The sequence below is a fragment of the Mesorhizobium mediterraneum genome, assembly GCF_002284565.1.
Taxonomy (GTDB): domain Bacteria; phylum Pseudomonadota; class Alphaproteobacteria; order Rhizobiales; family Rhizobiaceae; genus Mesorhizobium; species Mesorhizobium mediterraneum.
The window spans coordinates 225,190-239,167 of the sequence record NZ_NPKI01000051.1 but is presented as its reverse complement, the minus strand read 5'-3'; the positions used below and the strand labels follow the sequence as shown (position 1 = coordinate 239,167).

Below are 13,978 nucleotides of genomic sequence, written 5' to 3'. Positions count from 1 at the left end.
TACGAATGTCGGACTGGAGCATCACCAGACTTAGGGGCGGCCTTGCCCTCGCGTTCTACAGGGACGGAAAACGTCACCGCCATTCACTCGGCACCAGTGACCCGCGCGAGGCTCAACGCCTTGCGCCAGCCGTCTTTGCGGAGCTAACCAGGCCGCAGGGTCGCAAGGTCGCGGACCTTTGGGAGGCGTATCGTCTGGATAAGGCGGCGAAGTCCATCGCCACGACGATGAGCTTTACCGGCAAAGCCATCCTGCCGCACTTCGGGCACAGGGACGGCGAGGACATCACCAAGGCCGAATGCGACGCCTACACCGCCGCACGGCGCAAGCTGGGCCGTTCGGATGGTGCCATACACACCGAGTTGGGCCACCTGCGGACGGTGCTCGTATGGGCGCTCAAGAAGAGGCTTATAGGCTTTGCCCCAGAGATCGAACGACCGAAGAAGCCGGCGCCCAAGGATAGGCATTTGACGCGAGACGAGGCAAAGCTGGTCCTTGCAGCCGCAACGCTTCCGCACGTCAAACTTGTCATACATCTCATGCTTGCGACGGCGGCTCGCATATCTGCGCTTCTGGAGTTGACTTGGGATCGTGTCGATTTCCAGCGGCGCGTCATCTATCTGACCGACCCAGAGAACACGCGAGAGCAAAAGGGGAGGGCAAATCCGCCAATCAACAACACATTGTTTGCTGCCCTGCAGGAGGCCCGCAAGGGCGCTCTGAGCGACTATGTGGTTGAATGGGCTGGCGACGGCATCAAGTCCGTCAAGAAGGCGATCGAGACCGCAGCAACGAAGGCCGGGTTGCAGGATGTCAGCCCGCATGTGTTTCGCCACACCGCCGCTGTTTGGATGGCAGAAGCAGGGGTGCCTATCCCCGAGATCAGTCAATATCTCGGGCACAGCAACATCGCCATTACCTACCGCGTTTACGCGAGATACAGCCCGTTGCACCTTCGCAAAGCCGCAAGCGCTCTGGAACTTGGAATTTACGAAGTTCCCTCTGGCACGCCTGAACCTGCAATGAAGAACACAGGATGAACACAGTGCCGAAAACGCCCATTTACGAAGCGCTCCGTTCCCAGAGTTCCGCGGCTTTCAGAAGGGGTTAGAAAGTTTACACCGAAGATGTCGGCGGTTCGAGCCCGTCATCGCCCACCACTCCAATCAGATAGAATAGCGCTCTTCCGCTCCCAAAAACGCTGATAAATCAGTTGCTTGCGCAATCTACGACGTTTTCAGTCGCACGTCAAACAAGTTTGACTTACTGAGCTAATCGCCCGCATGTTCCGGCTGAATCGCTATTTGATTGTGACCCCAGTGTGACCGGGGACGCCGGTGCCCTAGGGCGAATTCCCAGAATTTTTAGTTTCATGTCCATCAGGACGAACGAGATCTACATGGCTTACGCCGAGAGCTTGGGCCAGTTCATAAAGCGTGATGACAGTCGGGTTGCGCTTACCTCGCTCAAGGTCGCTGAGATACTGCTGGCTGAAACCCGAACGTGCTTCCACCTCCTCTTGCGTCAAACCGATTTCACGACGCAGCCGGGCGAAGTTCCGTCCTGACGGCGTGTCGAATGAGGTGCATACCAAAAGCGCTATGGACTGGTCCGGCACCGTGTGGTTGGTGATCGCAGGGTTTGTGCTTTTGATGGTGATTGGAGCACTGAATTCCAAATCTTAGTCAGCACAGGTCCCAAGGGGGATCTTCATTTGTTTAAAATCTCAATCAGGCCGAATGGGGCTCAGTCGGTCATATTCTTTCTTGTTGGCCTGGCACTGTGCTGTTCGGCTTCAAAGTCAGCTTCGAAAAATGATCCAAGGACCGGTTGGACGCCCGCAACTGTTGTGAGTGGGGCTTGCGTTACGGAGCGTGACTATGACGGCTTCAAGGTAGCAATAGCTCGCTCAGCCAAAAAGTACGCTATCATCATGTCAATTGAGGGAAAACAAATAGACATTGGAAGGAGTTATGAGGGGAAATTATCATTCCCGTCGACCTATGAAAAAAAGATAACAGGGGCAGGATCAGAAGATAACGTCGTCCTATTTGATGATGTATTTCCAACTATATTTTATAGTTTTTCAGTTAAGAAAACATTTATGTTCTATCTCGATGGATACTATTACGGCCCATTTGATCTTAAGGGATCCGAAAAAGCTATGGACGACCTGAATCAGTGCAAATTGAACCTGACGAAAGCCGTGTCACCTGCAGATAGCGAGAAGCTGTTTTCATATTTCTCTGAAACGGATGATCCGCTTGGAGCCTCAATCACCATCAGCCCATGCACTGGTGAGGAAGTGGGGGAGTGCATATCGCACAGCCTGTCGTGCGAAAAGGCGTCACGGAACGGGCCCGAACTGGCGGTAATCGTTGGCGATGTCGATAAGATTGTTTCATCGCTGGTCGTTGGCACAGGGGGGAACGCCAAGGCTCAATTGAAGCTAGCTAATGGCTCCTCTGTCGACTTGCGTGTCAACTCGGTTCTGGTTGATCCAAACGCCATGAATGGTGGTTGGGTAGCGACTGTTGGCCTTGGTACGATTGATGATTTTTTTGAAGCGTTAAATGAGAAAAGCAGCGAAGGGGCATCTCTAATCGTGGCCGAACAAGACTTCTCTCTGGCACCGCAAAAAGGTGATGGCAGGAAGCTAGTCGCTTGGAAAGACGCTTGTATAGCCCTTGAAGCACAGTCCTTACCCGAGTGATCGAGCGCTACCCCAAAGCTTGATGGCACTTCGAAGCCAGACTGCCCGTTCAACTCTCAGCTTTTTCGATCCCGCCTCTACAAGGATGCCGAGCCCGATTCCTACCAAGAACTCCAATTCCTTGATGGGGACTCTGCCGGCGGCAACGTGCGGCTTACGGAGTATCTCCTAGGAAAATCCAGGTGGATCGCGGGCCATGGGGAATATATGTGCTCAAATGGGTTCTCTATCTGTCGAAACGAGTTCCCCCTGATGCTACATGGCTCCCTGCTGCTGCCGTTCGAGACGGTGGACAACGAGCAATCGCGACCGGAAATCGTGGTGATACCTTCCCTCAGTCAGGAGGTTTATCAAACAGCGCAAAGCGGGGAGCTAGGAGGGAAGAGCCATCGGGGTCTGGTAGCAGACCTACAGAACGGCTTCACCCCAACGGATGACGAGGTAGTCGCCCCCTACCATGTGTACCGCTATCAGGAATGCTCCAAGTCTCCCTAAGGTGGAGGTCGAAGCATTCAAAATCAGCGCCCTGACAGCCATCTGCGATCGCGTCTCACAACGGTCTCAGAGGTCGACAAGCCACCGATCGCATCACATAGTCTCAAGTACCCTGAGGCGGTTGTGGTACCGGTCTACGGGACGCGGGGCGCGCTTGGATACTCATACGATATGTTCATGCTGCCCAGTAGCCCGTAACCCTTGGGCAGGAATCGCGTAAACTATTGACAACGCTCGATTTTCCTGATACAATTATAGTGTAGAAGGTGGAATCTGTCTTCTAAAAGGGTACGCTCCAAATTTGGGGGGATCCCAATTTTTATGACAATTAATTTGGTCCTCACCTGTCGCTTTAAGGCGTTGGGCGGACAAAGTTATTTAATACTAACTATTTTTTTACATTGCAAAGGAAATCAACTCTGAATGTTTCATTTCATATTATCGAGCATAAAGTCTATTATTAATAAAGACCCTTCAAAAGAATTTTTTATAGAAATTAAAGAGGCAATTGGACTTGACGACACCATTGACGATCAATCGGTGGATCTATCTCTCATCCAGGTTACAGGACCGGTATCTGTCCCGGATAACAGGGAGAGAAGCGATACATACACTAATATTGTATTCCGCATCAATGACAGGTGGAGGGTTATAATTTGCCCTGAAGGGATACAATGGATACTTCAAAAGCGAAAAGGTAACCTCGATGGACGGCCAGCCTGGAATGGAGTGAAGTTTTGTAGGTCAAAAGTGGGGCTCTCTCGTGCCCTCAAAGAGGAGGTTGGGGATGTCTCCCCTGAGGTCGACGCTCAGTTGGCACAGCTGCCAGATTGGATTGAGTCATGATCTACAGCGGCAATGCCCCTTGGCTCGATCGATCGTTGAAACTCTCTTTATCATTTGAGCCCTTTCTATTGCCAATGGCAGAGAGCGTCGCAAAAGAAGCAGGGAAGCGGCGAAAGGAGGATGCCGTCCAGAACATCAAAACGGCTCTCAGCGTGATATTAGCCAACCTCCTTCGGTCACACGCTTTGCACCCCTCTTATGGCGTAAGGATAGACCTTAGCAGCGATGGCTATCCGAAAGGGCAATTCAATCCCTACCGTCTAGGCATCCGAGCTGTTCGTACGGTGGTGAGATATCTTGCTAACTCCAATCCGTCACTGATTCACAAAAAGGGAGGAAACTTCGACAAGGTAAGGGGGCTCAAATATCCAACAGAGATATGGATCTCGGATTATCTTAAAGGTGCTCTATTAGCCTATTTGACAGAAGATAAATCAATATCGAATGATACCAATAAATTATATTCAATACCCATTACTAGGAACGCATTTGGAATAAACGAATATGTATCTAAATACAATTTGATTTACGAGAGAGTCGATCTCTCTTCAATACGTCTCAGGAAGGGTTCATCAAAGAGCGAAAGGAGCTTTATAGAGTTCGAACACAATGAAGAAACCCGATCTATGGAGGCTCACTTAGATAGATATAATTCTTTCATATCATCCAATGCCAAGCTTAATCTCTTTCTTGCCGACGAGAAAATGGTCAAATTGCAGAAAGGAAACGATCACGATTATGATGAGTTTGGCTACTCTGACTCTGAACCCTCTTCAGCCGATCTAGCTTCTCCGACGAGGCTCTATCGCGTCTTCAACGATGGGAGGTTCGATCATGGCGGGCGATTCTATGGCGGGTGGTGGCAGAGCATCCGCAAAGACTACCGTCGCTTCATAACCATCAACGGCAGGCCAACCGTGGAGGTGGATTTTTCGAGTATGCAATTGGCAATGCTTTACGCGCAAGTTGGCCGACAACTTGAAGGCGACGCTTACGTCATCGATGGTTTCGGACCGGAAGTCCGTCCCCTTGTCAAAACCACTACCCTCAAGATGATCAACGCTCCGGGTGGCATTCGTTCTCCTCTCAAGTCAGCCCTACCAGAAGGGATATCGTGGAAGGGTCTTCAGGAGGCGATCCTGGCGAGACACAAGGCAATTGCGGAGTTCTTCGGATCTGGAGAAGGCATCCGGCTTCAGCGGTTGGATTCTGACATTGCCGAAGAGGTGATCATGACGATGATGGACAAAGGGATCCCAGTGCTCCCGATCCATGACAGCTTCATCGTAGCAGAGGGGCATGCCGAAGAGCTATCCGCGACAATGGTAAACGCTTATCAGAGGAGGATGAGAGGGAGGGCGATATCACTGAAGCGCTCGCCAAGCCTCTTTGACGAGCTGTTGGCTGGCCAAGAGCAATTAAGTATCAACGAACGGCACAACGTGGCCCTGCGGCTCTTTTTGGCAAAGAGAGAAACACCGGATTACGAGGGATACCGTTTACGAGAGGAACTGCTCGATCGTGCCAGATCTGGAGTTTCAGCTAGAACAACCGAGGTTTGGCCCCTTGGTCAGACGGAAAGCACATCAAAGGGCAAATTTCCAACAACCGGTCCCAGGCTGGAAACATCATATTTTGGCATGAGAGGGTCCCTTAACCCAGCGAAACGCCTGTGGGACCGCTTTATGAGCCGAAGGTAGGCAGTCTAAGGCCGAACCAACGGAAGCTTTCTCATAAACTCCGAACTTGCCGCATTCAACGCATACCCCCTGATCGAGCTTCAGGGCAAAAGTTTACAAATTGTCCAATCTGGCGCCCGGGTCGTCTGTATATACGATATCGATACCCCGGGGCCTGGCACCTGTGCCCCACCTCCCCAGCCGGTTAGGAAGTTTACAACTCTGCACGAGGGCGGTGCGTGTCGGCTTCGTGTATGCCTTTAGGGGCAGAGCGCTTTGTCAACGTTCAATTCGCAGAGCACAGTCCAGTATCATAATATATGACACCATGGTGTTCAAAAAACCCTCCACGATTCAGGTTGCCTAAGCCCTTGATTTGCACAGCCTTCAAAGAGTCAAAATCTCCGTTCAATAATGGAGTGTTTATTGAACAGGAGGGCAGCCGGTGGAACGTGCAGCGTTGTATCTCAGGGTTAGCACCAAGGATCAGACAACAGAGAACCAAAGGCTGGAGCTTCAACGCGTCGCCCAAGCTAAGAGATGGCAGATCACGGGAATATATGAAGACGACGGGATCAGCGGCGCCAAGGGACGCGATAAACGCCCTGCATACGACATGATGCTAAAGGACGCTGTACGGGCAAAATTCGATATTTTAATGTCTTGGGACGTGTCGCGGTTGGGACGAAGCCTCACCGATTTGGTGAACGTCTTGGACGATCTTCATTCGCACAGTGTCGACCTTTACCTTCATCAGCAGGCCGTCGACACCACCACTCCGACCGGCAAAGCTATGTATCAAATGACAGGTGTTTTTGCAGAGTTTGAGCGATCGATGATCTCAGAACGGGTAAAGGCTGGCTTGCAAAGGGCGAAGGATCAAGGAAAGAAATTGGGCCGACCCGAAAATATTCTAAATGAAATTTTGATCGAAACTGACAGACATGCAGGACTGTCGATCAGGCAAATAGCCGGTAAGTATGGCATTTCGATAGGAAAGGCGCACAAGGTAGTCAGGGGCCTTAGGAAATGATCGAGAATCGTGCGCTTGTGAGAGCCGTCTGTTTGCCCCATGCGCGGGGCATAGAGGTCCCTCAGTACAGCACTGCCGGCTCCTCTGGGCTCGACATTAGGGCAGCTGTACCCGATGACAAACCGATCATCATAACGCCAGGCGAATGGGCTATGGTACCGACTGGACTTCGAATAGAAATTCCTAACGGCTTTGAGGGCCAGGTGAGGACAAGATCCGGTATTGCAATGCAGCATGGAATTGTTGTGTTAAATTCGCCAGGGACAATCGACAGCGACTATCGTGGCGAGGTAAAGGTTTTACTGATTAATCACGGTAAGTCGTCCTTTACGATTTCCAGGGGGGATCGTATCGCTCAACTGGTCATTGTTTCTTACTGCTCTATCGAATTGAAAATTGTTAAATCAATCGGGTCCACTACACGAGAAGAGTCCGGCTTCGGATCAAGTGGAATTAAATAATATAGATATTTATAGATCGCATTTGACAAAAGATGTGAATAAAAATGAGCGATGTCGACCTGATATCCGAAAAAATTCGCTACTTTCGACTTTTTCAAATTTGGCCCCTCGCTCAACGTTTCGATACCGTGCAATGGCGTCAAAATTTTCTAAAAGACGAACTCGTTTTTGCGGATAGGCTTCTCGATCGTTTCGTCTATTTTTCCGATATTATGGTGAACTCTCTATTGGTTGGAGCAGTAAGAAGGTTTTTTGATTTTGAATACTTCAGGTTGGGTTCAGCGCACGCGGTGAAGAATGCCAACTACGCTTTTGTCTATGTGGAAGGCGAGGTTCCGAATCCGTCCGATAGCGGATACTCATTTATGCGACGGATCAGAGATAATCTCCGGGTAGAGGAATCTCGTCTTGTGTCGCCAGATCAAGCGATCTTGAGAAAAGGCGAATTTGACACGTTTGTCTTTGTGGACGATTTCGTCGGCAGTGGGAATCAAATGATCGATACGTGGCAACGGCCGCGGCGAAGAGCGGACGGTTCTTTCATGTCATTTGCCGATCTTGCCTCCGCCGGTCACCATACGTTTGCATACTGCCCATGCCTATGCACCAGTTACGGAAAATCGAATCTGACGATTAAGGCGCCAAAGCTACAAGTGGTTCCTGCCCACCTGTTGTCAGAGAGCCACAACGCTTCTTCCGCCAATTCGCTGGTGTGGGCAGGATTAAACGTGTCTGAAGGGATCGACTTCCTGAAGATTGCCGCAAAGCGCGCAGGCTTTGTTTGCCATGACGGAGGAGAGAACGATTGGCGTGGATTTCACAAGCTCGGGCTGTCGGTCGGGTTCCATGACACTATTCCGGATGCGTGTTTACCCATATACTTCTCCACCCTAAACGGTTGGAGACCGCTTATGAAACGAGGCCCATGACCGAGTCAGTTGCAACCTCAAAATCACTGAAGGAGCTATTTGGCAGCTTTCGAGCTGAGTGGCTTCAGGAGAAGCTATTTTCCCTCTTCAATGAGCCGACATATTTTCCATCGCTGATAGACCACCGTCCTTGCGTATTAGTGGGAGGGCGAGGCACCGGGAAGACAACTGTCCTGAGATGTATGTCATACGAGGGCCAGCTGGCTCTAGCTGACAATGATTTTTCCAGGGTCTCAAAGAACAACTTCATCGGTTTGTATCATAGGGTAAACACAAATCGAATTACGGCGTTTACGGGTCCGGGTAAAACGCCGGACGAATGGCGAAAATTGTTCAGCCACTACGTAAATATCGAAGTTTGCGAGATGCTGTTAGAGGCTCTTGAATGGCACCAGAGCTATAGCTCCGACGTTAGCATTCTAGGTCCGGATGCCTGTGGTAGAGTAGCGAAATCATTTGGTTATGATGACATCGATTGTCAACCAAAGCTTAAAGAGTGTATCGAGATTTCGCGCAATAAGCTTGAGCTCTATATAAATAACAGCTCTATGGATCTGCCAACTCTGTCGCTTCTTCAGGCCCCAATAGACAGGATCATTAAAGAGATTGGTCGAATTGAATTTTTTAAGAATAAGCTTTTCTACATAATATTAGATGAATTTGAAAATTACCTCGATTATCAGCAAATTGTGTTGAATACGCTAATAAAACACGCTGGATCTGGTTACGTATTTAAGATTGGGGTAAGGGACCTAGGGTGGCGTGTAAAATCTACACTCAATCCTACGGAACAGCTAGTGAGCCCAGCAGACTATGAGCTAATCAATATTGACAACCGTCTAAGTGATACATTTCCTGCATTCGCTAGAGAAGTATGCGAGACACGTTTGGCTATGTGGTATAGAAGCGCTGGCCTAGAAGAAAAAACGTTGGACGCGTTACTCCCCGATATTTCGATTGAGAAAGAGGCAGAGCTTCTTGGAGTAGAAAGCAAGATATTCGAGTTCCGTAACTTTCTATCTAAATCGCCTCTATCTAACAAGCTTTCAATGTTAACTGGTCTTAACATGTACGTTTTCCTCGCGTTTAATCAATATAATTTTGATGAAGCCTATAAGGATATATTCCTTTTCATAAATGGCGACAAGCATCAGGTGGATAGATATAACAATTATAAGTATGCATATTTGTTTTCGATCACGGGCAAGGGTTCTGAGATACCGAAGTATTATTGCGGAACAGACGTTTTTGCTAAAATATCGAGAAATAATATTAGATTTTTTCTACAATTGGTTACAGAGAGCATAGCCCGGCATATGGCAGAAGATAACCCTGTAACTGTCCCCATTAGCGTAGAAAATCAGACAAAAGCCGCGAGGGACGTAGGCCTTCAATATCTTACTGAGCTTGAGGGAGTTACAGTCCACGGCGTGCAACTGGTGAAATTGCTGCTCGGGTTAGGTCGTTTTTTTCAGATCCTCTCCATGAACCCCTTTGGGGGATCCCCTGAGTGTAATCAGTTTCATCTGAAGACAAACGCTAAAGTTTCGAAGGAAACCGTCGAAGCTGCAACCCGTCTGTTGCGGTACGGCGTTATGCATCTGGCGTTGGTTCGTTCTCCGGGAACGAAGTTGGCAACTGAGTCAGACACTAGGGAATGGGACTACTCGCCCCACCCGATCTTCGCTCCTTTTTTCAATTTTAGTCATCGGCGAAAGCGCAAAGTTGACCTGACCGAAGAGGACATTTTGCATATGGTCGATCGTCCCCAAGATACGATCAGGCGACTGTTGAAAAACCGCGCCCCTCTCTTTGATCAAGAGGTACCTCGCCAACTCCGCCTCTTCGACGACTACTACCTCGGCGCAAATGCTGATAGCTAGGCCTTCGCAGATCTATGATCGTAGCTCGCTGCTTCAATTGCCTGCAGGCAGCGTATTGCTACATGGCTTTTTGGAAGAGCGGAGTGCACTGCCTGATGAGTGGACAACGGACCCTGCGATTGAACGGATGGAGGTGGTCGAGAATGATAGCATCTCTTGGTTCGAGATGCGGTCCAACCTAGGGAAGAAAATTTCTGGCGATAGCCAAGCCGACCTCTATGAGCTGTTTCACCAGGTCGCAGGAAGACCGGTATTCATCGACTTGACTGGGCTGAGTCACCACTCTTGGATGCCATTGCTCAGAGCAGGGATGGAACTCGGATTATCGGTTCGTTGTATCTACGCTGAGCCCGAAAAATATCAGATAACCAACAATCCGCGACCGAGCGAATTCTTTGACCTTAGCGAGCGAATACGCGGCATCTCTCCGATTCCGTCGTTTGCGAAGCTCATTAGCGGGCGCAAGATGGAGACCATAATGGTCCCATTGCTAGGTTTCGAGGGCACTCGATTTCGATACATCGTTGAAACGCTTCAGCCTGAAGGCAGAAATGTCTATCCGGTCGTGGGGGTACCTGGCTTCAATCCTGAATACCCATTCCACGCGTACCAAGGAAACGCCACGACCCTAGATTCTACGCGCGCATGGGAGAACGTCCGGTTTGCAGATGCAGCTTGCCCTTTTTCTGTAACCGAACTGCTCTCTGAATTTCGAAGGGTGACACCCAATAGCTTATTGCAGGTCCCCCTTATAGGCACCAAACCTCACGCTTTAGGTGCGGCAATTTTCGCGCTATCGAATAGCAATGTAGAACTCGTCTACGATCACCCTGTCCGCAAGCCTACTCGAACCTCCGGATCATCTCGGTGCCATGTCTACTACGTGTCAGAATATGTCTCCGGTCGGTAGGTGGTCTCAAAGTGACGCGCAGTACACGTCTCCAGAGCTAGCATCGACGCTGCTCTCCCACTGCGGCCTCCGGCGACCCGTTCGTATAGCGGATTTTGCTGCGGGGAATGGTAGCCTCATTCGTGCGGCTAGGGCTCGATGGACGGACGCTTTTTTGTACGCAAATGATTTCGATGTAGCCTCGATGCACGAGATCAAGAAGCAATCTTTAGCAAGCGCAACGGACGAGCTAGATTTTATTGACTCTGAATTTATCAATAAAAGCTCGATATTAAACGAAAAAAAATTCTGCCTTATATTACTCAACCCTCCTTTTTCTGGCGGTGGGAACATTCCGTTCAAGCCGAGAGGGAGGTTTTCCATGTTAAGGTGTAGCAAGCCTATGTCGTTTATAATAACGGCACTAGAACATTTGGCAGATCACGGGGAGATATTGGCAATTTTGCCAACAACCACATTGCATGGTAATCTTGATCGTGATGCGCGTGCCTTACTTCGTGAAAAATATGATTTCTCCATAACAAAGAGTCCCGAATACGGTCATTTCCCCCGAGTAGACGCTTCTATTTATATGGCTCGAATACGTTCCGGCAATTCCTCGAACTTCTTTGCCGAACAAGCGCCGCTGGCAACCGATGGTTTGCCTTGGAGGATCACTAGGGGAAACGCCTCAATCGCTCGAAAAAACAGAATGATATGCGATTCAGCAGTTGGGATGGTCCACACCACCGGTTTACGAGATGGGCGTATCGTCGAACGCTATGAGCTGCCAAATGACGGTCGTGTCTATCGACGATCACCTAAGGGAAGCATTTTGTTGCCGAGGGTTGGGGCGCTGAAACTCGGCAGCATCGTGCGTACTTCCAGAACGGAAGTGATGTCTGATTGCTTGTTTTCCATCAAAGGTCACGACGCCAGTTGGGATATGGCGATTTCGTCAGCATTACGTCAGCGTTTTTCCGAACTTGCTTCTCTATTCGCCGGCACAGGCGCCCCATTTCTGACCGTCGAGCGGTTACAGAGATTTCTTATAAAGGCCATTGGCGTTTGAGTGTGCGACGCATAGTCAGGCAGGCTTCCACGATGCAATCTCTCGCCTAGATGACTGACCGTCATAGCCAATGAGTTTTGCCCTTACGGACTCCTGACTGGCATGGCTGTACCTCATCAACTGTGCAACCGTCCTGTGGCCTGAAATCGAGGCGACCTCCGGGACGGTTAGTCCCAGCTCGAATAGGCGCGATATCGCTTCATGGCGTAGGTCATGGAAATTCAGACCATCAATCCCTGCTCGCGTCGTTAGCCTGTCCCACTGAAGCCTCATAGCAATTGGCGTGACAGGAAAGGCTAGATCAGTAGGCTTCGCGTCTTCGCACCGGACAGTCTTCAAGATCGTAACGGCTCGCCTCGTCAGGGGAATTGACCTCGAATAGCCCGACTTTGACTCAGGAATTTCCAACGAGAGGCGTTCGAAATCGACATGGCGGAACTGGATCGACAGTACTTCGCCGCGCCTCATGGCCGTCTCTAGGGCAAACAGAATGATAGGAGCGACAAGCTTGTTTCTCCCCTTCTTCGTCGCCTCTAGCAGCCTTTCAAGCTCGCCAGCATGAAGCCGTCTTTCACGCTTGTTGTCAGTGACTTTCAGCTTCAATCCTTCAAGTGGGTTCCTCAGTGGAATCTCCCATTCGACTAGCGCATGGCGAAACATGTGGGAGAGGGGAGACAGCTCACGTTTGAGGGACTTAGGGGTGACCGGCTTGTCTGACCTGTGCTTGGGTTCGCTTAGCCTCTGATCCCGGTAAGCAGCGAAGTCAGCTGTGCTTAGCTCATAGAGCGTCCTCTGACAGATCGGATAGCGGAGGAAGCGGTTCAAAAGGATCGTTTCGACAGCCGAACCCTTCTTTTTGGGAACGACCTCATCTCTGTAGCGGGCAACAAGGGCAGCGAGGGTCATCGACTTCAAGGCTTTTCGGTCGGGACCGAGTTCATGTCTGTCGTGCTGTCGCTCAATCGTCCTGGCCCATTCGTTGGCATCTGCCTTTGATAGGAATGAGCGGGATTGGACGGGAAAGCCTTGGCGTCTGACTTGGACTTGCCATTTGCCGTTACGCTTCCGAAGAGTAGCCATGTTCTTAGCTCCGGTGTGACTGTGCTGTGACAGCAACCAATCCGGTCAGCTTTTGGCTATGTAGGCAGAGAGTTATACCGTTGATTTTACGAGGTAATATCGGCTTGTGACGATTGCCCCTGAGGAGTGAGCGCTTCGTTTACACCGAAGATGTCGGCGGTTCGAGCCCGTCATCGCCCACCATAAAATCAATAACTTCCGCCCAGAAGTCACCTCCGGGTTCATTGAACTCGGAGGCAAATCCAAAACGGCACCCGCTCTCCCTCAAATGCCGGGACTAAACACCTAGCAGCCTCTGTTATCTATGCGGCCGTCCGGCATTGTTGTGTTGCAAAGTTTCGCGTCCACAAGCAGCGCCGCATCTAAGTTTAGCACCAAATGCAAGTTTGCTCCCTCCAGGTTTGCGCCCGCCAGCTGAGCTTGCGCAAGGCGCGCGCCCCTTAGGCTTGCGCCAATCAAGACCGCTCCTGACAGGCTCGCATTTGACAGGTTTGCGCCAGAAAGGCTCGCCTTCGATAGGTTCGCATTCGACAGATTCGCGCCAGACAAGTTCGCGTAATTTAGGCTGGCGCCAGATAGTTCCGCGCCGGAGAGATTCGCACCGCTAAGGTCCGCACCATTCATGTTTGCTTCTTTGAGGTCGGCGCCCGTCAGGTTCGCATTGGTCAGGATCGCGCCCGGCAGATAGCTCCCCGTTATGCTGGCGCCCGATAGGTCGCAGTCTGCGCATGTGGGCTTGGACCTGAGACGCTCGACCGCATCCAAATCGAACGCAGTTGAGTAAGAAGTGCCCAGGCCAACGGCCAGCACAGTGGAAACTATCAGTTGTTTTACTCGCCATCCCAACATGTTTGCGGCTCTATTTGGAAAAATGCGACCCGCGGTTGCAATGCCGTAG

13 protein-coding genes are annotated in these 13,978 nt (G+C 50.4%); 10 read left to right on the top strand and 3 right to left on the bottom strand.

All coding sequences use genetic code 11. The annotated features are described in order from the left end of the window. The first annotated feature begins 5 nt into the window (after positions 1 to 5). Complete coding sequence (locus CIT25_RS35195; RefSeq protein WP_095489635.1) at positions 6 to 1,040, top strand: tyrosine-type recombinase/integrase; 1,035 nt, start codon at positions 6 to 8, stop codon at positions 1,038 to 1,040. A 302-nt stretch (positions 1,041 to 1,342) separates the two neighbouring features. On the opposite strand, the gene CIT25_RS35190 is transcribed toward CIT25_RS35195, so the two are convergent. Then, positions 1,343 to 1,594, bottom strand: coding sequence for a helix-turn-helix domain-containing protein (locus CIT25_RS35190; protein ID WP_095489698.1), 252 nt, complete (start codon positions 1,592 to 1,594; stop codon positions 1,343 to 1,345). A gap of 339 nt (positions 1,595 to 1,933) precedes the next feature. On the opposite strand from CIT25_RS35190, the gene CIT25_RS35185 reads away from it, so the two are divergent. From CIT25_RS35185 to CIT25_RS35145, 9 genes are all read left to right on the top strand, one after another. Continuing rightward, on the top strand, positions 1,934 to 2,713 hold the full coding sequence (locus CIT25_RS35185) for a hypothetical protein (protein ID WP_158302737.1): 780 nt from the start codon (positions 1,934 to 1,936) through the stop codon (positions 2,711 to 2,713). A gap of 918 nt (positions 2,714 to 3,631) precedes the next feature. Next, positions 3,632 to 4,054, top strand: a complete 423-nt coding sequence (locus tag CIT25_RS35175) for a hypothetical protein (protein WP_095489632.1) — start codon at positions 3,632 to 3,634, stop codon at positions 4,052 to 4,054. After that, a complete protein-coding gene (locus CIT25_RS36715; RefSeq protein WP_158302736.1) occupies positions 4,051 to 5,754 on the top strand; it encodes a hypothetical protein in 1,704 nt (567 codons plus the stop codon). The genes CIT25_RS35175 and CIT25_RS36715 overlap by 4 nt, the downstream gene beginning before the upstream one ends. 424 nt (positions 5,755 to 6,178) lie before the next feature. Continuing rightward, entirely contained in the window at positions 6,179 to 6,766 is a 588-nt protein-coding gene (locus CIT25_RS35165; protein WP_095489630.1) for a recombinase family protein, read from the top strand. Next, positions 6,763 to 7,227 carry a dUTP diphosphatase gene (dut, locus tag CIT25_RS35160; RefSeq protein ID WP_095489629.1) on the top strand — a complete coding sequence of 155 codons (465 nt, stop codon included), beginning with the start codon at positions 6,763 to 6,765 and terminating at the stop codon, positions 7,225 to 7,227. Before CIT25_RS35165 ends, dut begins: the two co-directional genes overlap by 4 nt. A gap of 44 nt (positions 7,228 to 7,271) precedes the next feature. Beyond that, a complete protein-coding gene (locus CIT25_RS35155; protein WP_095489628.1) occupies positions 7,272 to 8,156 on the top strand; it encodes a phosphoribosyltransferase-like protein in 885 nt (294 codons plus the stop codon). Beyond that, complete coding sequence (locus CIT25_RS35150; RefSeq protein WP_158302735.1) at positions 8,153 to 10,039, top strand: ORC-CDC6 family AAA ATPase; 1,887 nt, start codon at positions 8,153 to 8,155, stop codon at positions 10,037 to 10,039. Before CIT25_RS35155 ends, CIT25_RS35150 begins: the two co-directional genes overlap by 4 nt. Further along, positions 10,026 to 10,949: a hypothetical protein gene (locus CIT25_RS36710; RefSeq protein WP_158302734.1), complete on the top strand. Its 924-nt coding sequence runs from the start codon at positions 10,026 to 10,028 to the stop codon at positions 10,947 to 10,949. The genes CIT25_RS35150 and CIT25_RS36710 overlap by 14 nt, the downstream gene beginning before the upstream one ends. After that, positions 10,912 to 12,000 carry a methyltransferase gene (locus tag CIT25_RS35145; RefSeq protein ID WP_095489626.1) on the top strand — a complete coding sequence of 363 codons (1,089 nt, stop codon included), beginning with the start codon at positions 10,912 to 10,914 and terminating at the stop codon, positions 11,998 to 12,000. Before CIT25_RS36710 ends, CIT25_RS35145 begins: the two co-directional genes overlap by 38 nt. Positions 12,001 to 12,015: 15 nt before the next feature. On the opposite strand, the gene CIT25_RS35140 is transcribed toward CIT25_RS35145, so the two are convergent. Together CIT25_RS35140 and CIT25_RS35135 are read right to left on the bottom strand one after the other, a co-directional pair. Beyond that, entirely contained in the window at positions 12,016 to 12,906 is an 891-nt protein-coding gene (locus CIT25_RS35140; protein WP_245330148.1) for a tyrosine-type recombinase/integrase, read from the bottom strand. 459 nt (positions 12,907 to 13,365) lie between these two features. Continuing rightward, positions 13,366 to 13,929, bottom strand: coding sequence for a pentapeptide repeat-containing protein (locus CIT25_RS35135; protein ID WP_095489624.1), 564 nt, complete (start codon positions 13,927 to 13,929; stop codon positions 13,366 to 13,368). Positions 13,930 to 13,978: the final 49 nt, after the last annotated feature.

What these genes read in the sequence shown, in the direction of transcription:
- CIT25_RS35135 (WP_095489624.1), bottom strand. Translation starts at nt 13,929, where the DNA reads ATGTTGGGATGGCGAGTAAAACAACTGATAGTTTCCACTGTGCTGGCC.
- CIT25_RS35155 (WP_095489628.1), top strand. Translation starts at nt 7,272, where the DNA reads ATGAGCGATGTCGACCTGATATCCGAAAAAATTCGCTACTTTCGACTT.
- CIT25_RS35175 (WP_095489632.1), top strand. Translation starts at nt 3,632, where the DNA reads ATGTTTCATTTCATATTATCGAGCATAAAGTCTATTATTAATAAAGAC.
- CIT25_RS36715 (WP_158302736.1), top strand. Translation starts at nt 4,051, where the DNA reads ATGATCTACAGCGGCAATGCCCCTTGGCTCGATCGATCGTTGAAACTC.
- CIT25_RS35145 (WP_095489626.1), top strand. Translation starts at nt 10,912, where the DNA reads ATGTCTACTACGTGTCAGAATATGTCTCCGGTCGGTAGGTGGTCTCAA.
- CIT25_RS35150 (WP_158302735.1), top strand. Translation starts at nt 8,153, where the DNA reads ATGACCGAGTCAGTTGCAACCTCAAAATCACTGAAGGAGCTATTTGGC.
- CIT25_RS35140 (WP_245330148.1), bottom strand. Translation starts at nt 12,906, where the DNA reads ATGACCCTCGCTGCCCTTGTTGCCCGCTACAGAGATGAGGTCGTTCCC.
- CIT25_RS35185 (WP_158302737.1), top strand. Translation starts at nt 1,934, where the DNA reads ATGTCAATTGAGGGAAAACAAATAGACATTGGAAGGAGTTATGAGGGG.
- dut (WP_095489629.1), top strand. Translation starts at nt 6,763, where the DNA reads ATGATCGAGAATCGTGCGCTTGTGAGAGCCGTCTGTTTGCCCCATGCG.
- CIT25_RS35195 (WP_095489635.1), top strand. Translation starts at nt 6, where the DNA reads ATGTCGGACTGGAGCATCACCAGACTTAGGGGCGGCCTTGCCCTCGCG.
- CIT25_RS36710 (WP_158302734.1), top strand. Translation starts at nt 10,026, where the DNA reads ATGCTGATAGCTAGGCCTTCGCAGATCTATGATCGTAGCTCGCTGCTT.